The following is an 18,989-nucleotide window of genomic DNA, read 5'->3' as shown; positions in this document are numbered from 1 at the left end:
GCTGACGCGCTCAAGGCCTGCTCAGACGTGGAAGCTGCGGGGGAACGACGAGTCGGTCAGCGCGGGGCGGGTGATCGAGAAGGCGTCCACGGGGTGGGACGGCTCGTGACCCAGGGCCAGGTCCGCGAGCAGGCGCCCGATGAGCGCGGCGAACTTGAACGCGTGACCGGCGCCGTTGGCGACCGTGATCTGCGGGTGCTCGGGCAGCGTGTCCAGGATGAAGTTCTGGTCCGGCGGCACCGTGTACAGGCAGGTCTTCGAGTACAGCTCCGGCCCCCCGAAACGCGGGACGTGCCGCGCCACGAAGTCGGCGTAGCGCTCGCGCCGCACGGGGTCGGGCTCGAAGGTGCGGGTGTCGGCGGTGGTCTCGTCGCCGCCCATGTGCTGGCCGAGCTTCGTGGCGACCTCGCCGTAGACCGGGAAGCCGTAGAAGTTGTGCCGACCGTGCCACATGAACACCGGGAACCGCGACGGCGCGAACTCCGCGAGGTGCGGGGTGGCGTAGTACGTGACCTGCTCACGCAGCACGGTCAGCGGGAACTGCACGCCGGTCTCGGCGAGCACCTGGTTGGTCCAGGCGTCGGCCGCGACGACGACGCGGTCGGCGTACAGGGTCTCCGCGTCGGTGACCACCGCGACGCCCTCGCCGTCGGGCCGGATTGCGCGCACGGGGGTGTTCGCGCGGACCTCGGCCCCGTGGGCCCGGGCCAGCGCGATGTGCACGGCGTTGGCCCGCGCGGCGTCGACGATGCCCGAGTCGGGCTGGTAGAGCGCCGCCACGCCGTCGTGGGTGCGGAACTGGGGCCAGCGCGCGGTCAGCTCGTCGGCGTCGAGGCGCTCGTAGGCCACCCCGTGGCGGTCGAACATCGCGGTGTAGCCCTCGATGTTGCGGGTGCCGGTCGCGGTGCCGCGGCGCTCGTCCCGGTCCTCGATCACCAGCCCGCCGGTGGGGGTGACGATCTGCTGGCACGCTTCGGCCTCGACCTCGTACCAGGCTTTGTAGGCGGGGGCGGCCAGGGCGGCGTACGCCTCCTGGTGCTGGGCGAGCCGGATGATCCGGGAGTGGTCCTGGGAGGCGCCGCGGTGGTGCCCGAGCTCGAACTGCTCGATCCCCAGGACGCCGCCGGGTTGCGAGCCGACAGCGGAGGCGAGGCGGAAGAGAGCAGCGGACCCGAGACCCCCGAGGCCGACGACGATCACGCGGTAGGCGGACATCCTTGACTCCTGCAACAGCCGAGGGATCGCCCCGGCGGGGGTGATGGAGCACCAGCGAGGCAGCCGTGACCCCGTGGTGCCTCTGCAGTGTCAGCGGCGATTTCCGTCCGCGTCCATCGCAACGTCGAACCTCTGATCTTGTACGTTGTGTACATGATCGACCGGCGGTTGCGGGTGCTCGCGGCCATCGCCCGCCACGGCACCGTCACCGCCGCCGCCGAGGTCTGCCGGCTCACCCCCTCGGCGGTCTCGCACCAGATGCAGGCCCTCGCCCGCGAGCTCGACGTGGCGCTGCTCGAGCCGGTCGGGCGCGGGGTCCGCCCGACCCCGGCCGCCCGCACCCTGCTCGAGCACGGCGACACACTCACCGCCCAGTGGGAGCAGGCCCGCGCCGACCTCGCCGCCCACCGGGCCGGCGCGGTCGGCGGCACCCTGCGCTTCGCGGCGTTCTCCTCGGCCGCCGCGGTCGTCGTCCCCCGGGCCCTCGAGCACCTGCGCGACGAGCACCCACGGCTGCGCGTGCACCTGCGCGAGAGCGAGCCCGCCCGCTCGTTCGACCTGCTCGCGGCCGACGAGGCCGACCTCGCCGTGGTCGTCGCGACCCCCAGCATCCCGCCGGCCTCCGACACCGCCTTCGACCAGCACGCCCTCTACGACGAGCCGCTCGACGTCCTCGTCGGCCCCGAGCACCCCCTGGTCGGCCGCCGCCGGGTCGCGCTCTCCGACCTCGCCGGCGACGCGTGGATCTGCGGCACCCCCGGGCGGGCCTACCACCAGCTCGTGACCCTCGCGTGCGCCGCGGCCGGGTTCGCGCCCGACATCGCGCACTTCGCCGACGAGTGGGACACCGGCGCGGCCCTGGTGGCCCGCGGGTTCGGCGTCGCCCTCGTCCCGCGCCTGGCCGACCTGCCCGCCCATCACGACACCCGCCGCATCCCGATCACCACCGACCCCGTGCCGACCCGCCGCGTCGTCGCCGCCGTGCGCGCCGGCAGCCGCGACCAACCGACCATCGCCGCGGGCCTCGACGCCCTGCGCCACGTCACCGAGACGGGGCTCCCGGCGCTCGGGTGATCGTGTGATCGTTGCCGCCGGGTCGGCGCCGGTCACGTGGTCGGGATGGACGTGCGGACGCTCGAGGTGAACATCGCGTTCGAGCTCGCCTCCGGTTGACGCGCCATGGTCGGGTCGGAGGTCGAGGCCGTCGTCGGCCCGCCCTCGGCGGCGATCATGTCCGGACGACGACCGGTCCGCCTCGCCCTGGGCGCGCTGATTGCCCAACGAGTCCGCGAGTGACCGATCGGCATCGACGCGATCCGTGGTCGGCACTAGGAGAACGCCTGGGCCGACGTCCGTCACCAGGGTGGTTCCTAGCTGAGGACTAGGCACATGCCTGGTGTGTCCGGCGCCATCGTCGAGCACCGTCGACGGCAGAACTTCCCGGTCCGGACACCCGGACGTCCACCACCTGGGAGGGTGCGATGACGCAGAGCCTCGACCGAGTCGGCCCCACGGTCGCGGAGATCCTCGACGACGCGGTCGTCGACGACCGCGAGTCCGGGGTGGTGAAGGCCAACCGGCGCATCTTCACCGACGAAGAGATCTTCGAACTCGAGATGAAGCACATCTTCGAGGGCAACTGGGTCTACCTCGCGCACGAGAGCCAGGTCGCCGAGCCCGGCGACTACTTCACGACCTACATCGGCCGCCAGCCCATCATGATCACGCGCGACAAGGACGGCGGGCTTCATTGCCTGATCAACGCCTGCGCGCACCGCGGCGCGATGCTGTGCCGCAAGAAGCGGGACAACCGCAAGACGCTGACCTGCCCGTTCCACGGTTGGACCTATCGCAACGACGGCACGCTGCTCAAGGTCAAGGACCCGGAGGGCGCCGGCTACCCGGAGAGCTTCAACACCAACGGGTCGCACAACCTGGTCAAGGTGCCGAAGTTCGAGAGCTACCGCGGCTTCCTGTTCGGCAGCCTCAACGCCGATGTCGTCTCCCTCGAGGAGCACCTCGGCGACACCACCGAGATCATCGACATGCTCGTCGACCAGTCGCCCGACGGGCTGGAGGTGCTGCGGGGTTCGTCGACCTACACCTTCGACGGCAACTGGAAGGTCCAGGCGGAGAACGGCGCCGACGGTTACCACGTCACCGCGCTGCACTGGAACTACGCCGCGACCACGTCGCGCCGCTCGAGCGGCGAGTCCAAGAACGAGACCAAGGCCCTCGACGCCGGCGGCTGGGGCAAGTCCGGGGGTGGCTACTGGTCGTACCCGAACGGCCACCTGTGCCTCTGGACCTGGAAGGCCAACCCCGAGGACCAGCCGCTCTTCACCGAGATCGACAAGCTCAAGGAGCAGTTCGGCGAGGCCACCGGCGACTTCATGGTCCGCGGGTCCCGCAATCTCTGCCTCTACCCGAACGTCTACCTCATGGATCAGTTCTCGACCCAGATCAGACACTTCCGCCCGATCGCGCCGAACCAGACCGAGGTCACGATCTACTGTATCGCCCCGAAGGGCGAGAGCGACGAGGCCCGCGCCAACCGCATCCGCCAGTACGAGGACTTCTTCAACGCCTCGGGCATGGCCACCCCCGACGACCTCGAAGAGTTCCGCGCCTGTCAGTTGACCTTCCAGGCCACCACTGCCCCGTGGAACGACATGACCCGCGGGGTGCAGCACTGGATCGACGGCCCGGACGAGGTCGCCCAGTCGCTCGGCATGGGCGGTGTCATCTCCTCCGGCGCGAAGAACGAGGACGAGGGCCTCTACCCCGTCCAGCACGGCTACTGGCTCGAGACGATGCGCGCCGCACTGGCGACCGAGAAGGAGGCCTGATCATGACGACGACAGAGAACAGCGCCGCCCAGGGCTCCACCGGCGCCACCGGGAACGCCCTGATCACCCAGAACATCATCGAGCAGTTCCTCTACCGCGAGGCCCGCTATCTCGACGACCGCGAGTTCGAACGTTGGCTGGAGTGCTACGCCGACGACGTCGTGTACTGGCTGCCGTGCTGGGACGACGACGACAAGCTCACCCAGGACCCCCAGCGCGAGATCTCGCTGATCTACTACCCGAACAAGGGCGGCCTCGAGGACCGGGTGTTCCGCATCCGCACGGAACGCTCGAGCGCGACCTCGATTCCCGAGCCGCGCACCAGCCACAACATCTCGAACGTCGAGGTCATCGAGCGCCGCGGCGACCTGGTGGACGTGCGCTTCAACTGGCACACCATGTACTTCCGCTACAAGACGGTCGACCCGTACTACGGCACATCGTTCTACACGATCGACTTCTCCGGACCGTCGCCATTGATCCGCCGCAAGACCGTGGTGCTCAAGAACGACTACATCCACCACGTCGTGGACATCTATCACTTCTGAGGAGGCTCGAGCGATGAGTGCACCGACGCACGACGTCGCTCTGACCTTCGAGGACGGCGTCACCCGCTTCGTGCGGTGCCGCGAAGGTCAGACGGTCATGGACGCGGCTTACCGGTCGAAGATCAATATTCCGGTGGACTGCAGCGACGGGGCCTGCGGGACGTGCAAGTCCCGCTGGGAGTCCGGCGAGTTCGAGATGAGCGACTACGTCTCCGACGCCCTCTCGCCGGACGAGGAGGCCGACGGGTACGTCCTGACCTGCAGCATGAGCCCGAAGACGGACCTGGTGCTGCAGATCCCGACCACCTCGGCGGTCGCGAAGACCAGCGCGGGTAGCTTCACCGCCACGATCGTCGACGTGCAGCGGCTCTCGTCGACGACGATGTCGCTCACGCTGGACTGCGACGACCGCGACAAACTGGTGTTCCTGCCGGGTCAGTACGTCAACATCGCTGTGCCGGGAACCGACCAGACACGCTCCTACTCGTTCTCCAGCGGCCCGGACGACGAGCAGCTGACCTTTCTGATCAAGCTCTCCCCGGGCGGGGTCATGTCGGACTGGCTGGAGAACTGGGCGTCGACCGGTGACTCGGTGCAGTTCACCGGTCCGCACGGCAGCTTCTTCCTGCGCGAGTCCGAGGCGCCGCTGCTGCTGCTCGCGGGGGGCACCGGCCTCGCCCCCATCCTGTCGATCCTGCGCCGACTCGAGGCGTCGGGCAGCGAGCGACCGGTGCACCTGATCTACGGCGCGACCACCGACGACGACGTCGTCGAGCTCGACACCCTCGCCGCCCTCGACGAGGAGATGGACGCGTTCACCTGGGCGTACACCGTGGCGGACGAGAACACGGCCGCCGAGCGCCAGGGCTACGTCACGGCGCACACCGAGCACGAACACCTCCACAGCGGAGACGCCTCGGTCTACCTGTGCGGGCCGCCGCCCATGGTCGACGCCGTGCGCTCGGACTTCTCCGATCGCGGCTTCGAGCCCGCCGGCTTCTACTACGAGAAGTTCGCGCTCGCCGCCAAGCCGGACTCCGAGGAGCACGCCGAGGACGTCGAGGGGGCCGAGCCCGAGGCCGACGCGAGCACCCCCACCGTCGAGAGCCCCGTGGGTGAGGAGCTGCGGACCGACGACATGCGGCCCTCAGCCGTGGTGCCCCTCGACTCCGAGCCGTCGGTGGAACTCCTGCAGAGCCTCGAGGGCCGGGAGCTCGACGGCCAGACGGTCCTGCCGCGGGTCGAGCTGGCTGAGGTGGGTCCCGACGCGCAGATGACCGCCGCGTCGGATCTGCCCGACGGCAGTCCGGTCGAGGACCTGCCCCGCCGGCTCCTCGGCCGGGTCGTGCTGCCGGGGGCCGAGCACGACGACGGTGTCTCCGTGGTGTCCGACGATGACGAGCTGCTGGTGGCCGACGGGGCCCGGGGCATCCTCGGGCAGGACGTCTTCGCCACGAGCGTGGTCGAGCCGCTGGTCGCGCCCCGCGCGCCGGAGCCGGCCGCCGAGGCCGTCCCGGGCACCGTCACCACCGACGGCTACGAGATCGGCCAGCAGCACCCGTCCATCCAGGTGTCCGACGCGATCTTCGACGCGCGCCGCGCCCTCGAGCTGGGCGCGCTCGAGCTCACGATCGGTCGGATCACCTCGCAGCAGGTCGCCGGGTATCGCGTGCTCGCCCAGGCGACGGTGCCCTATGTCGACGTCGAGAACGAACGGTTCACCGACGCGGCGGCCTACACCGAGACCAACGCCGCCTTCCACGACTACCTGTTCACCCTCACCGGCAACGAGCACCTGCTGCACGCGTACCAGGACCTCGGGGTGAAGGGGCACATGGAGGACTCCCTGCGCTCGGCGACGTGGTGCGACCCGCGCTGCGCGCAGGACCACCTCGACATCGTCGACGCGTTCGAGTCCGGCGATCGTGACGGGGCGCGGCGCCTGATCTCCGAGCACGCCGAGAGGTCGAAGGCCACGACACGACGGGCGATGGACGAACGGCTGGCGTCGCGCCGGCCGCGCTTCATCACCCCGGGGCGCTTCCGCGACCAGGTCGTGGTGATCACCGGGGCCGGCCAGGGCATCGGCGAGGCCACCGCGCGGCGCATCCATGCCGAGGGCGGGCTCGTCGTGCTCGCCGACCGTGCCGACACCGTCAAGGAGCTCGCCGCCGAGCTGACGGAGGACCCCTCCGAGGGCGTCGGCGACGCGGTGGCCGTCATCGCCGACCTGGAGACCTGGGACGGCGCCAGGGCGGTGGTCGACGCGGCGATCGAGCAGTTCGGTCGCGTCGACGTCGCCATCCACGGCGTGGGGGGCACGATCTGGGCCAAGCCCTTCGACCAGTACCCGCCCGAGGAGATCCAGGCGGAGATCAACCGTTCGCTGTGGCCCACGCTGTGGTGCTGCCGCGCCGTCGCGCCCCACATGATCGAGCAGGGCCGGGGCACCATCGTGAACGTCTCGTCGAACGCCACCCGGGGCATCCTGCGCGTCCCCTACTCGGCGGCCAAGGGAGGCGTCAACGCCATCACCACCGCGCTGGCGATGGAGCTCGCGCCGCACGGGGTCAGGGTCGTGGCCACCGCGCCGGGCGGCACCGACGCGCCCGAGCGGAAGACCGCGCGGGGGCCGGCGCCGGCGTCCGACGACGAGGTCCAGTGGCGCCACGAGATGGTCGATCAGGTCACGCAGTCGTCGCTGATGAAGCGCTACGGCACCCTCGACGAGCAGGCCGCGGCGCTCGCGTTCGTGGCCTCCCCCGAGGCTTCCTACATCACCGGCACGGTGCTGCCCGTGGCCGGCGGCGACTTCGGCTGATCGGATCACCGACGATGGCGATGGCGATACCTCCGGAGGCGGGTGAGACGGAGCGTCCGAACGGTGACACGCGCCTGCTCGACGGCGTGCCGCGTGGCCCGCACGAGCGCCAGGAGGTCCGCCGGGCCCTGGTCGACGTCGTCGTACAGGGCCGGGGAACGGTACTGGTCACCGGTGAGCCCGGGATGGGCAAGTCGAGGCTCCTCGCCGAGGCCGAAGCTGCGGCTCCGGGGCGGGTGGCGACGGCGTCCGGCGTCGAGTGGGAGACGGACCGCCCCTGCGCGGTCCTCGCGCAGCTGCTCGGCCGGGACGTCGAGTCCCTCGATGGGGGCGACTCCTTCGCCGCCGCGCGTCATCTCGCCGAGCTGGGCGGGGACGAGCACCTCCTCGTCGTCGTCGACGACGCCCAGTGGTGCGACGAGGAGTCGCTGCGCGCTCTCTCGACCCTCGTCCGACACCACCGTCAGGTCCCGGCCGTCGTCCTGTTCGCGGCGTCGCCCGGTCGCGGAGCCTCAGCGACCACGGAGCTCCTCCGTCGGATCGCGGGCGCGACCGTGTCGCTCGGCTCGCTGTCGTCGCACGAGCTCGAGGAGCTCTGCGCCGACCGCGGGCGTCCCCTCCCGCCGTGGCTGACCGAGCGGCTCCGACGTCACACCCACGGCAACCCGCGCCACGTCCTCGCGCTGCTCGACGAGCTCCCCGCCGACCGGTGGGAGGCGCCCGACCTGCGCCTGCCCGCCCCTGGCGAGGTCGCGGTCCGCGTGCAGGAGGCCTGGCTCGCCCTCAGTGCTCCGGCGCGCCGACTCGTCGAGGCCGTCGCGTGCTTCGGCGACCCGGCGAGCCTCGACGAGGTCGCGCGCACGGCCGATCTCGACGACGTGCTCCGTCCGCTCAGCGAGGCCGCGAAGCACGGGCTCGTCACCCGGTTCGGCGGGCGATCGCTGCCCGTGGTCGGCCCGACCGATCCCATGGTCCGCGCCGCGGTCCTCGACCTGGTGGGACCGCACGAAGCCGCCGAGCTCCGCCGGCGCGCCGCCGGGGTCGTCGCCGAGGAGCACCGACGGCTCGCGCTGCTCGCGGCGGCCACGCCGGGCCCGGACACGGACCTCGCGGGCCGGCTCGCCGACCTGGCCCAGAGCAAGGCCGCCGACGGCGCCTGGTCCGACGCGGCGTACGCGCTGCTGGAGGCGAGCCGGCTCACCGATCGGCACGCGGACCGCGAGCTGCTCCTGATCAGGGCTGTCGACGCCATGATCGGCGCCGGCGCGGTGTTCGAGGCCGAGGCGATGATCCCGGCGATCGAGAACCTGCTCGACACCGCGATCCGCAACTCGGTGCTCGGCTATCTCGCCATCCTGCTCGGCCGGACCGGACAGGCCGAGCGGGCTCTCGGCCGCGCATGGGAGCTCGGCGCGCCCGAATCCGACCCCGACACCGCCGCCTGGATCTGCCAGCGCCGTGTCCTCGACGCGCTGTGTCGCGGCGACGGTCGCGCGCTGGTCGACTGGGCCGACCGCGCCACCGAGCTCGTCGGGCCCGAGCACCCCGCGGCCGTCGAGGCGCTCGCGATGCGCGGTCTGGGCACGGCCGCCACCGGTCACCCGCACGACGGCCTCGCCGAGTACCGCGTCATGGCCGACCGCGTCCGTCAGGGAGCGCAGCTCCAACGCGTCACGATGGGCCACGGCTGGCTGCACCTGGTGCTCGGCGAGGTGGACGAGGCCCGCGCCGAGCTCGAGGGCGCCATCCCCACGACCACCCTCGGCGGGTCGTCCCGCATCTCCCTGTGGGCCTCAGGCTGGCTGGCCCGGGTGCACTTCCTCGCCGGCGACTGGGACCTCGCGTTGCGCGCCGTGGCCCAGGGCCTGCGCCGGGCCGAGCAGACCGGGATCGCGATCGTCACTCCTCTGCTCGCGTGGACCGCCTGCCAGGTCCACAGCCTGCGCGGCGACGCCGAGCGGGCCGAACGGATCCTGCGCGACGCCGACAGCGGCGCGGACGACTACGAGATCATGGCCGTCCCCCGCCGCCTCGCCCGCGCCTCGATGGCCGAGGTCCGTGCCGACTACGCCGCGGTGGTTCGGGCCCTGTCACCGCTGAGCACGCAGGACGACACGGCCGTCGCCCAGCCCGGGTGGTGGCCCTGGCGCGACGTGTACGCCAACGCGCTGGTGATGGAAGGTCACCTCGACGACGCCGACGCCTTCCTGACCCGCCACGAGAAGCGCGCCCGCGAACAGCAGAACCGTGCCGAGATCGCCCGACTCGGTTGGGCACGGGGCCGCATCCACACGGCGCGGGGCGACCTCGACTCCGCCCGCGACGCGTTCGAGGCATCCATCGCCGCGCTCGACAGCCTCCCGCTGCGGTGGGACCGGGCCCGCGCCCACTACGCCTACGGCCAGTCCCTGCGCCGGCTCTCCCAGCGACGCGAAGCCGACACCATCCTCTCGACGGCACGAGAGCTCTTCCTCGCCCTCGGCGCCAGCAGCTACGTCGCCCGCTGCGACCGGGAGCTGCGGGCGGGCGGGGTGCACCAGTCCCGCCCCGAGCGCGGCACGCAGGGCCTCACCGCGCAGGAGTCGGCCGTCGCCGACCTCGTCGCTCGCGGCCTGTCCAACAAGGACGCCGCCGCCGAGCTCCACGTCTCCCCCAAGACCGTGCAGTACCACCTCACCCGGATCTTCACGAAGCTCGGCGTCCGCTCACGTGCCGAGCTCGCCGGGCTCCCCCGCGACAAGCCATGACACCGTCCACCACCAGGAGAGAGACATGACCACCACCGACGACCAGCCCGTCTCCCCCACCTCCCCTTCGGCTGCCGTCACCGCCGGCGCGCACGCCACCGAGATCGCACGCTCCGGCGCGTCCAACCAGCGCGGCCCCGCCGCGGGCGGGGTCGACCAGCGGCGCGTCGCGGCCGTCGTCGGCGCCGCGCTCGAGGGCATCCGCGCCGCGATCCGCGAGCACGAGGTCACCTACGAGGAGTTCGACGCCTTCAAGCAGTGGCTGATCGCGGTCTCCGACACCGGCGAGTGGCCGCTGTTCCTCGACGTCTACCTCGAGCACGAGGTCGAGAAGGTCGCGGCGAAGAGCCAGCAGGGCTCGCTCGGCACGATCCTCGGCCCGTTCTGGCTCGACGGGCAGGCCCAGCTCGACTCCCCGGCCACGTTGCCGATGCGCGACGACGAGCCGGGCACGCCGATGATCCTCGCCGGCCAGGTCACCGCCACCGACGGCACGCCGCTGGCCGGCGCCACCGTGGACATCTGGCACACCGACGACGAGGGCTGGTACTCCGGCTTCGCGTCCACGCCGCCGGCCGGCAACCTGCGCGGCGTCGTGCGCTGCGACGACCAGGGCCGCTTCGAGATCCACACCCGCAGGCCCGCCCCGTACACGATCCCGCTCGACGGCCCCACCGGGCAGATGACCCAGGCCGCCGGCTGGAGCCCGTGGCGCCCCGCGCACATCCACCTGCTCGTCGCCGCCCCCGGGCACCGCACCCTGACCAGCCAGCTGTTCTTCACCGGCGACCCCTACCTGGGCCACGACGTCGCGTCGGCCGACAAGCCCGAGCTCACCCTCGACCCGCAGGCCACGGGGAACGGCGACGAGATCCGCGCGGACCGCGACTTCGTCCTCGAGCCCGAGAGCTGAGGCCGCGACAGAGGTGACCGGGCCGGCTCCGTCCACCCGGCCACCTCGTCGCGCCTCCATCCGACCCAACCGGAGACCTCACCATGAAGATCGCGTCCGTCGAGGCGATCCCCCTCGCCGTCCCCTACCGGCGGCCGTTCGCCTTCGCCAGCGGCGTCGCCACCAGCGCCGACCACGTCCTGGTGCGGATCACCACCGACGATGGGCTGGTCGGGCACGGCGAGGCCCCGCCCCGGCCCTACACCTACGGCGAGACCGCGACCTCGATCGTCGCCGTCGTCCGCGACGTCTTCGCCCCGCTGCTCGTCGGCGCCGACCCGTTCGCCCGCGAGCGCCTGCGCGCCGACCTCGCCCGCACCGTCGCCAACAACGCCGCCAAGGGCGCGATCGACGTCGCGCTCTGGGACCTCGCCGGGCAGGCGTGCGGGCAACCGGTGCACGTGCTGCTCGGGCACGCCGCCGACGACGTCGCGGCCGCGCACATGATCGGGCTGGGCACGCCGGCGCAGATGGTCGCCGACGCCGTGGAGATGACCGAGCGCCACGGCGTCGCCGCGTTCAAGGTCAAGGTCGGCCGCGACCTCGCGCACGACATGGCCGCGGTGCGCGAGCTGCGCCGCGAGCTCGGCGACGCCGTCGAGCTCTACGCCGACGCCAACCGGGGCTGGGACGCCGACACCGCGATCGTCGCCGCCCGCCGCCTCGCCGAGCACCACGTCACCATGCTCGAGGAACCCAACCCCGCCGACGACGTGCTGGGCCGGCGCCGGATCGTGCGCGAGAGCCCGATCCCGATCGTCGGCGACGAGTCGACCATCACCCTCGGCGGCGTCGCCCGCTCCCTGCTCGACGGCGACGCGCACGCCATCAGCGTCAAGGTCGCCCGCACCGGGTTCACCGACTCCGCGAAGATCGTCGGGCTGTGCGAGGGCCTGGGCGCCGCCACGGTCGTCGGCAACCAGATCGACGGCATGCTCGGCACCGTCGCCTCCACCGCCCTGGCCTGCGGACAGCGCGCCCTGGCCCGCCACCCCGTCGAGGTCACCAACTTCCTGCTCATGACCGACGACATCCTCGCCGAGCCACCGGTGATCGCCGACGGCCGCGCCACCGCCCGCCAGGCCCCCGGCCTCGGCGTCACCATCGACCCCGACAAGCTCGCCCACTACCGCACCGATGGGCGGGGGTAGGCATGACCGTCGACAAGACCGTGGCGTCGGCCGACGAGGCCGTCGCCGACATCACCGACGGGGCGTCGCTGGCCGTCGGCGGCTTCGGCCTGTCGGGCGTGCCGATCGTGCTCATCGACGCCATCTCGCGCGGCTCGGCCACCGGGCTGCACCTGGCGTCGAACAACTGCGGCACCGACGGCTGGGGCCTGGGCATCCTGCTCGAGCAGCACCGCATCGCCCGCGTCGTGGCCTCCTACATCGGGGAGAACAAGGAGTTCGGCCGCCAGTACCTCGCCGGCGAGCTCGAGGTCGAGCTGACCCCACAGGGCACCCTCGCCGAGCGGATGCGCGCCGCCGGCTCCGGCATCCCCGCCTTCTACACCCCCGCCGGCGTCGGGACCTGGGTCGCGGACGGCGAGATGCCCTGGCGCTACGCGGGCGACGGGTCGGTGGCGGTGACCTCGCCGCCCAAGGAGGTCCGCGAGTTCGACGTCGACGGCGAGCGGGTGCCCTTCGTCCTCGAGCTCTCGCTGACCTGCGACTTCGGCCTCGTGCGCGCGGCCAAGGGCGACCGGCACGGCAACCTCGTCTTCCACCGTTCCGCGCGGAACTTCAACCCGCTCGCGGCGATGGCCGGGCGCACGACGATCGCCGAGGTCGAACAGCTCGTCGAGCCCGGCGACATCGACCCCGACCAGGTGCACGTGCCCGGCATCTTCGTCCACCGCGTCGTGGAGCTGACCGGCGAGCAGGTCACCACCAAGCACATCGAGAAGCGCACGACCCGGGAGGCGTGAGATGGCCCTGACCCGCGAGCAGATCGCCACCCGCGCCGCGCGCGAGCTCGCCCACGGCTCCTACGTCAACCTCGGCATCGGGCTCCCGACGCTCATCCCCAACCACCTGCCCGAGGGCGTCGAGGTCCTGCTCCACTCGGAGAACGGCCTGCTCGGCGTGGGCCCCTACCCGCTCGAGGAGGAGGTCGACCCCGACCTCATCAACGCCGGCAAAGAGACCGTGACCGTCCGCGAGGGCGCCTCGTTCTTCGACTCCGCGCTCTCCTTCGGGATGATCCGCGGCGGCAAGGTCGACACCGCAGTGCTGGGCGCGATGCAGGTCGCGGTCACCGGCGACATCGCCAACTGGGCGGTGCCCGGCGCGATGGTCAAGGGCATGGGCGGGGCGATGGACCTCGTCCACGGCGCGCGGCGCGTGCTCGTGGTCATGGAGCACGTGACGAAGAAGGGCGCGGCCAAGCTCGTCGAGTCCTGCTCGCTGCCCCTGACCGGCCGCGGCGTCGTCTCCCGCGTGATCACCGACCTCGCCGTCGTCGACGTCACCCCCGGCGGCTTCGTCCTGCGCGAGCTCGCCCCGGGCGTCACCACCGAGGAGGTCCGCGAACAGACCGGGGCGCCGCTCCTCGACGCCGACGACCTCGCCGAGACCGCTGCCTGAGGAGGAACGAGCTGATGCCTGACGCTGTCGTCTGTGAGCCCCTGCGGACCCCGGTGGGTGGTTTCGGGGGTGCGTTGCGGGACGTGGCGCCGCAGGAGCTGGCGGCGACGGTGATCCGGGAGCTGGTGTCGCGCACCGGTCTGCGGGCCGAGGACGTGGACGACGTGGCGTTCGGGCACTGCTACCCGACGATGGACGCGCCGGCGATCGGGCGGGTGGCGGCGCTGGACGCGGGCCTCGAGGTGACCGTGCCCGGCATCCAGGTGGACCGGCGCTGCGGGTCGGGCCTGCAGGCGGTGCTCTACGCGGCGATGGCGGTGCAGACCGGCGGGGCGTCGGTGGTGCTCGCGGGCGGCGCGGAGTCGATGTCGGGCGCCACCTACTACAGCCAGGCGCCGCGCTGGGGCACGAAGGCGGGCGGGTTCCAGTTCAAGGACGCGCTGGCCGAGGGCCGGGTGCACGCGGGCGGGGTGAACCACCCGGTGTGGGGCGGGATGATCGAGACCGCCGAGAACGTGCGGAAGCGCTACGACATCCCGCGCGAGGAGCAGGACCGCCTGGCCGTCCGGTCGCACGAGAAGGCGACGGCGGCGGTCAAGGAGGGTCGCTACGCCGACGAGCTGGTGCCGGTGACGATCCCGGGCCGCAAGGGCGACACCGTCGTCGACCAGGACGAGCACATCCGCCCCGACGCGAACCTGGAGTCGCTGGCGAAGCTGCGCCCGATCATGGGCAAGCAGGACGACGCGGCGACGGTGACCGCGGGCAACGCCTCGGGCCAGAACGACGGCGCCGCGGTGTGCCTGGTGACGACGCCGGAGAAGGCCGCCGAGCTGGGGCTGCGGCCGCTGGCGCGGCTGGTGTCGTGGGGGCTCGCGGGCGTGGGCCCGGAGGTCATGGGCATCGGGCCGGTGCCGGCGACGGAGCAGGCGCTCTCCCGCGCGGGGCTGTCGCTGGCCGACCTCGACGTCATCGAGCTCAACGAGGCCTTCGCCGCCCAGGCCCTGGGCGTCGGGCGGGAGTGGGGCATCGACCTCGTCACCGACGAGCGGGTCAACCCCAACGGCTCGGGCATCTCGCTGGGGCACCCCGTCGGCGCCACCGGCGTGCGCATCCTCGCGACGATGCTGCGCGAGATGGAGCGCCGCGAGGCCCGCTACGGCCTCGAGACCATGTGCATCGGCGGCGGCCAGGGCCTCGCCGCCATCTTCGAACGGACCCTCTGACCATGATCTTGGCCAAGAACACTCGTACGCTGACGAGCGACATCAACGTGCTGCAGCGTGAGTCGGGCATGGCGATGGCCACCATCGCCAGCCTCACTGATGACGAGCTCACCGAGCCGACGAACTGCGCGGGATGGACACGGGCGCACGTGATCGCGCATCTGGCACTCGATGCAGACGCCACGGCGAACCTCGTTACCTGGGCCGTCACCGGGCAGGAGACGCCGGCCTACGAGTCCCGGGAGAAGCGTGACATCGACATCGAGTCGGCTGCTCAGCTGTCTGCCAGCGGCCTCACAAAGGCCCTCGAGCAGGCTGATGCACGCCTGCTCGAGGCGTTCCGAGGTCTGAGGAACGGGGTGAAGGTCGAGACGGTGCCGACCCTCTTGTCCGGGGAGGTCAACGTTTTCTCGCTGCCGGCCCGACGCACCACTGAGATCATCGTTCACCACGACGACCTCAACACCACGTGGGAATGGCACGAGGCCGATCCCGACGCCACCGTGGACGCCATCGAGGTTTGTGTGCACCGGCTACAGGGACACCCCGTCAGCCCAGGCCTACGGATTCTGGCCCGCGAGGGTGAGGAATGGGTGGTCGGCGACGGCTCCCACCGGATCGAGGGCTACTACGAGTCGCTGCTGCCGTTCCTGGCGCGTGAACAGGTGAGTGAAGATCTTTTCTGTGAGGGCGACGTACCGCACCTGCCCCATTGGTGAAGCCAACCCGATCTGCGGGCCCACGGGGCGACGTCGTCAACGCTCGGAGACGACACCGTGCCCAGTGCTCGATCGACAGGGCCCGTCCCGCCTCTCCTCGAACCGCACCCCACGGGAGCGAAGAAGATCGCCCACCTCGGTGCCCGCCTACTGCCCGTCGGCCCGCTTAGGGGACCGCTTACGTCACACCTTGGTCCCCCACAGCAGCCCACCACTCATGATCGAGAAGTGATGAGACCGCTGCTGACCAGCACGAACATGCACCACACGCCATCGCGAAGGAGGTGACTCTCGTCCACTGGGTTCGGGGTTCGAGTCCCTGACGGCGCACCCTTTCCGCAGGTCACAGCTTCGCGAAGCGATCTTCGATGTGAGTCTCCGGCCGGTCCACCGGCCGTTTACTCCGCGACATCCTGCCGCAGGAAGATCAATAATCGGCGTGCTGGCCATCGGGTGCGCCTGCATCGACACCCGCCGCGACGGCGCTCGCGGGGTGTCGGTGGGTGCCGCTACCGTCGAGCCGTGACTGCCGCAGCCCGTCGCGACCCGGGCCCTCACCCTCTTGCCCGCGGTGCCTCTCCTGCGGTGGTCAAGGCGTGGTTGCTCCCCCACGACGCCGACCGGTTCGTCGTGGAGTACGAGGCGGCGCTGGATGACGCTCGTGCCTCGTTGGAGCTCGCTGAGGTTTTCGAGGTCGTCGAACGGTGGCGCCGGATGGCGATCCTGCAGACCGATCCGGACGCCTACCGACGCACCATCCGTCACGCGGCGGCACTTGCCACCGGCGAACCCTCTCCCGATGACGAGCCGCTGGAGGTCACCAGCACGAAGGCCGGTCTCTAGCAGGTGTACGTCGTCGAGCCAGTCGGCGAGGACGTCGCAGCGTCGATCGAGGCGCTACCGCCAGAGCTTCTCGTTCCGTTCGCCGAGCTCAGGGCTGCGCTCGAGGTCGCCCCCTGGATGGTCGGAAGCCCGCTCGTACCGTCCAACCCGACCGGTCTCCGCGTCGCCACCATCGGCCCGGGCGGCACCGGCCAGGTCGTCTTCCACATCCTCGAACGCGACCGGGTGGTCCCGATCGTCCAGGTGACCTTTCTCTGATCACCACGGTGACCGGCGCCCGTCTGAAGCGTCGTCGCAGGAATGCCACCGTACCTCGGGGACCTTGTTGGTCACTTCGCCGGATTCTGGGTGCTCCACTCCGCTGAATGACGCGCGTACGTGACGCCGAGCTCAACCACCGTGCTGACTGACGTCTCCGGCGCCAGCTTGCGGTAGCGGTAGACGAAGTCGTCGTCGAAGCGGTTGAATTCGAGCCGGCCATCATGAGCGGAACGAGACCGGCCGTCGTCGTGACTGAGGACATTCTGCATCGGGCCGAAGTCGAAGAACTCAGAATGCTCGCGAGCGACTTGCATCCGAGCGGCGCGACTCTCGTCGGACCGTCCGGCGAGGTCGCCGAACATCATTGCCAGTCGCCACTGCCCGTTCTGGAACTGCCAGCCCACGCGACGTCTCGGTCCAGCCCAGTAGTACATCGAGAGCAACGGGGTGCCGTTGCTGAAGTTGGCCTCAAAGCGCTCGGGCGTACCCCTCGTGTCGCCCACTGGCGTGCCGATGCGAGCCCGGATCAGGTTCATGGTCGCCTGCACGCGTGCTTTGGCCACTGCGTCAGCGATCCGGATGCCCTTCATGCGCTCCCGTAGGTCGGCGGGCAGCACCAGCGGGTCGTCGGGGCCGACATCAGCGACCAGGTCCATCAGATCGGAAAGCTGCTGCATCAGCGTCGCGTGGTGGACCACCACCTGCTCGGCGAAGCTCTCGCCCGGCGCGAACGCATCGTGCAGCCGGCGACCCAGCTCGCGGTAGGAGACGAAGCGCCAGGTGCCGTGCTCAGTCGGCAACTCGCCGCCGCGCCACCCCGGGTCGGTGAGGCTGAGCAGAACCAGCCTGGCGCTGCTGGAGATTCTCTCGGCGACGACCTCGGCGTACCGGCGTAGCTGACTCTCGTCGGGAAGCGCGAACGCCTTGTTCTCCACGACGAGGACCTCACCGTCAGCGAACTCGACCACGAGGTCGAGATCGAGGTACTCCCGGCGGACCCCGCTGACCAATGCGTCGCCCGACAGCCCGAGGACGTGACGACTCCGGTCGGCCCACGTCTCCAGGGCCCACCCGAGCAAGTTGGAGTGGAACAGCTCCTTCGACCCGAGCGAGGCGTGCCAGAGCGGTTCGCACCCCAGAAGGGTGCTTGCCTCGTCGACCGCCGCGCGCAACGCGTCGTCGTCCACCTCAGACCCCCCGTGGTCAGGACACTCCGACAACTACGTCGGTCGCCGCCCATGGCGTACGCGCGTGACGCCGCCAGAGTTCGGCCAGACGTCTCCCACACTTGCGACGGCGTCGAGGTAATACGGATCTTGGGGTCCTGTCTGACCACTTTCCGTCGTCGGCAGGAGGAGCCTGGTCGAGCCGAAGATCGCGACGACCGGCCGTCTAGCAGTCCGCTTACGTCACACCATGGCAGCTCGCGGTCGCCGACCGCTCATGATCCGAATGGTGTGGCACCGTTGCTGACCAGCACGAACGAGCACCGCGGCCCACGGCAACAGACGTGACTCTCGTCCACTGGGTTCAGGGTTCGAGTCCCTGACGGCGCACCCTTTCGGCTGGTCACGGCTCTACAGAGCGATCTTGACAGTTGACTCCCCTGAGGGCTCGCGCCCCGCTTACTCGGTCACTCTCGTCGATTGAGATCGATGCGGGAGCGCTGCGAGGTGCCCCAACGGGTTCGAGTTTGGGTGCCGCCGCGCCACACAGTCCTGCTTGGGCGCGGGCTCCCGACTTGACCACGTGGCGTCGAATCAGCGCTGGGCTCGGTGCGCCGTCGAGCACGAGAAGGTTCAGACCGCGGCGACGCCATCGAGCCGACGATCCGGACTCAGCGAGCCCGGGTCACCCGGCCGGCTGGGTCAGAAGTCCTGGTCGGCATCGACCTGACGGCCGGTGGCCGTCGGCAGTCGCTGCAGGTGCACGCGCCGGAGCAGGCGAAGGTTGGGTCGGATCAGCAGTTCGATGCTGCCGATGACGAAGAGCCAGGTCCCGGCGTACGTGGTGGCCTCGGAGAAGAAGAGGATGCTTCCCACGAGGAACCAGAGCCCGACGAGGATGTCGTTGATGATCGACAGCACCTCGTAGCGCCGGCGGATGACGAGCTCCTCGCGGCCCATCGTGAACACCAGAGGTGGTGGGTGCCCGGGTGCCGACCCGTCGTCGGAGCCCGAGTGGTCGTGGGCGTTTTCCGGTGCGCTCACCACCCCATCC

Annotated in this window: 16 protein-coding genes and 1 tRNA gene; 14 read left to right on the top strand and 3 right to left on the bottom strand. The window is 71.0% G+C overall.

Annotated elements, in window-relative coordinates; all coding sequences use genetic code 11:
* Positions 1–21 precede the first annotated feature (21 nt).
* A complete protein-coding gene (solA, locus tag ACYX4T_RS27735; RefSeq protein WP_476012426.1) occupies positions 22–1,215 on the bottom strand; it encodes an N-methyl-L-tryptophan oxidase in 1,194 nt (397 codons plus the stop codon).
* A gap of 153 nt (positions 1,216–1,368) precedes the next feature.
* Between solA and ACYX4T_RS27730 the strand changes: the two genes are divergently transcribed.
* The 13 genes from ACYX4T_RS27730 (at position 1,369) to ACYX4T_RS27670 (ending at position 16,766) form a co-directional block, all read left to right on the top strand.
* Positions 1,369–2,289 (top strand): LysR family transcriptional regulator, encoded by a 921-nt coding sequence (locus ACYX4T_RS27730; protein ID WP_476012425.1) that lies wholly within the window; start codon positions 1,369–1,371, stop codon positions 2,287–2,289.
* Between the two features lie 407 nt (positions 2,290–2,696).
* A complete protein-coding gene (gene benA / locus ACYX4T_RS27725) occupies positions 2,697–4,064 on the top strand; it encodes a benzoate 1,2-dioxygenase large subunit (RefSeq protein WP_476012424.1) in 1,368 nt (455 codons plus the stop codon).
* A 2-nt stretch (positions 4,065–4,066) separates the two neighbouring features.
* Positions 4,067–4,612, top strand: a complete 546-nt coding sequence (gene benB / locus ACYX4T_RS27720) for a benzoate 1,2-dioxygenase small subunit (protein ID WP_476012423.1) — start codon at positions 4,067–4,069, stop codon at positions 4,610–4,612.
* A 13-nt stretch (positions 4,613–4,625) separates the two neighbouring features.
* On the top strand, positions 4,626–7,433 hold the full coding sequence (gene benC, locus ACYX4T_RS27715) for a benzoate 1,2-dioxygenase electron transfer component BenC (RefSeq protein WP_476012422.1): 2,808 nt from the start codon (positions 4,626–4,628) through the stop codon (positions 7,431–7,433).
* 20 nt (positions 7,434–7,453) lie between these two features.
* Positions 7,454–10,180, top strand: a complete 2,727-nt coding sequence (locus ACYX4T_RS27710; RefSeq protein ID WP_476012421.1) for a helix-turn-helix transcriptional regulator — start codon at positions 7,454–7,456, stop codon at positions 10,178–10,180.
* A gap of 25 nt (positions 10,181–10,205) precedes the next feature.
* Positions 10,206–11,093: a dioxygenase family protein gene (locus ACYX4T_RS27705; protein WP_476012420.1), complete on the top strand. Its 888-nt coding sequence runs from the start codon at positions 10,206–10,208 to the stop codon at positions 11,091–11,093.
* A gap of 83 nt (positions 11,094–11,176) precedes the next feature.
* A complete protein-coding gene (locus tag ACYX4T_RS27700; RefSeq protein WP_476012419.1) occupies positions 11,177–12,283 on the top strand; it encodes a mandelate racemase/muconate lactonizing enzyme family protein in 1,107 nt (368 codons plus the stop codon).
* Between the two features lie 2 nt (positions 12,284–12,285).
* Positions 12,286–13,062, top strand: coding sequence for a CoA transferase subunit A (locus ACYX4T_RS27695; RefSeq protein ID WP_476012418.1), 777 nt, complete (start codon positions 12,286–12,288; stop codon positions 13,060–13,062).
* A 1-nt stretch (position 13,063) separates the two neighbouring features.
* Positions 13,064–13,720, top strand: a complete 657-nt coding sequence (locus ACYX4T_RS27690; protein WP_476012417.1) for a CoA transferase subunit B — start codon at positions 13,064–13,066, stop codon at positions 13,718–13,720.
* A 14-nt stretch (positions 13,721–13,734) separates the two neighbouring features.
* On the top strand, positions 13,735–14,946 hold the full coding sequence (locus ACYX4T_RS27685) for an acetyl-CoA C-acetyltransferase (protein WP_476012416.1): 1,212 nt from the start codon (positions 13,735–13,737) through the stop codon (positions 14,944–14,946).
* A 2-nt stretch (positions 14,947–14,948) separates the two neighbouring features.
* Positions 14,949–15,665 carry a maleylpyruvate isomerase family mycothiol-dependent enzyme gene (locus ACYX4T_RS27680; protein ID WP_476012415.1) on the top strand — a complete coding sequence of 239 codons (717 nt, stop codon included), beginning with the start codon at positions 14,949–14,951 and terminating at the stop codon, positions 15,663–15,665.
* A gap of 522 nt (positions 15,666–16,187) precedes the next feature.
* Positions 16,188–16,508 carry a DUF6247 family protein gene (locus ACYX4T_RS27675; protein ID WP_476012414.1) on the top strand — a complete coding sequence of 107 codons (321 nt, stop codon included), beginning with the start codon at positions 16,188–16,190 and terminating at the stop codon, positions 16,506–16,508.
* A gap of 3 nt (positions 16,509–16,511) precedes the next feature.
* Positions 16,512–16,766, top strand: a complete 255-nt coding sequence (locus tag ACYX4T_RS27670) for a hypothetical protein (RefSeq protein WP_476012413.1) — start codon at positions 16,512–16,514, stop codon at positions 16,764–16,766.
* Positions 16,767–16,837: 71 nt separating this feature from the next.
* On the opposite strand, the gene ACYX4T_RS27665 is transcribed toward ACYX4T_RS27670, so the two are convergent.
* On the bottom strand, positions 16,838–17,956 hold the full coding sequence (locus ACYX4T_RS27665) for a PD-(D/E)XK nuclease family protein (protein ID WP_476012412.1): 1,119 nt from the start codon (positions 17,954–17,956) through the stop codon (positions 16,838–16,840).
* A gap of 273 nt (positions 17,957–18,229) precedes the next feature.
* On the opposite strand from ACYX4T_RS27665, the gene ACYX4T_RS27660 reads away from it, so the two are divergent.
* A tRNA-Glu gene (locus tag ACYX4T_RS27660) sits at positions 18,230–18,325 on the top strand.
* 312 nt (positions 18,326–18,637) lie between these two features.
* On the opposite strand, the gene ACYX4T_RS27655 is transcribed toward ACYX4T_RS27660, so the two are convergent.
* Positions 18,638–18,895 (bottom strand): YrhK family protein, encoded by a 258-nt coding sequence (locus ACYX4T_RS27655; protein WP_476015385.1) that lies wholly within the window; start codon positions 18,893–18,895, stop codon positions 18,638–18,640.
* Between the last annotated feature and the right edge of the window lie 94 nt (positions 18,896–18,989).

This window comes from Actinomycetospora sp. ABD4_176 (assembly GCF_056311855.1).
The sequence above is the reverse complement of the archived record's forward strand: the minus strand, read 5'-3'. Positions and strand labels throughout refer to the sequence as shown.

Bases quoted from the DNA above. Each gene is read 5' to 3' on its own strand.
- ACYX4T_RS27730 (WP_476012425.1), top strand. From the start codon at position 1,369: ATGATCGACCGGCGGTTGCGGGTGCTCGCGGCCATCGCCCGCCACGGC.
- benC (WP_476012422.1), top strand. From the start codon at position 4,626: ATGAGTGCACCGACGCACGACGTCGCTCTGACCTTCGAGGACGGCGTC.
- solA (WP_476012426.1), bottom strand. From the start codon at position 1,215: ATGTCCGCCTACCGCGTGATCGTCGTCGGCCTCGGGGGTCTCGGGTCC.
- ACYX4T_RS27655 (WP_476015385.1), bottom strand. From the start codon at position 18,895: ATGGGCCGCGAGGAGCTCGTCATCCGCCGGCGCTACGAGGTGCTGTCG.
- ACYX4T_RS27710 (WP_476012421.1), top strand. From the start codon at position 7,454: ATGGCGATACCTCCGGAGGCGGGTGAGACGGAGCGTCCGAACGGTGAC.
- benA (WP_476012424.1), top strand. From the start codon at position 2,697: ATGACGCAGAGCCTCGACCGAGTCGGCCCCACGGTCGCGGAGATCCTC.
- ACYX4T_RS27685 (WP_476012416.1), top strand. From the start codon at position 13,735: ATGCCTGACGCTGTCGTCTGTGAGCCCCTGCGGACCCCGGTGGGTGGT.
- ACYX4T_RS27690 (WP_476012417.1), top strand. From the start codon at position 13,064: ATGGCCCTGACCCGCGAGCAGATCGCCACCCGCGCCGCGCGCGAGCTC.
- benB (WP_476012423.1), top strand. From the start codon at position 4,067: ATGACGACGACAGAGAACAGCGCCGCCCAGGGCTCCACCGGCGCCACC.
- ACYX4T_RS27705 (WP_476012420.1), top strand. From the start codon at position 10,206: ATGACCACCACCGACGACCAGCCCGTCTCCCCCACCTCCCCTTCGGCT.
- ACYX4T_RS27700 (WP_476012419.1), top strand. From the start codon at position 11,177: ATGAAGATCGCGTCCGTCGAGGCGATCCCCCTCGCCGTCCCCTACCGG.
- ACYX4T_RS27680 (WP_476012415.1), top strand. From the start codon at position 14,949: ATGATCTTGGCCAAGAACACTCGTACGCTGACGAGCGACATCAACGTG.
- ACYX4T_RS27695 (WP_476012418.1), top strand. From the start codon at position 12,286: ATGACCGTCGACAAGACCGTGGCGTCGGCCGACGAGGCCGTCGCCGAC.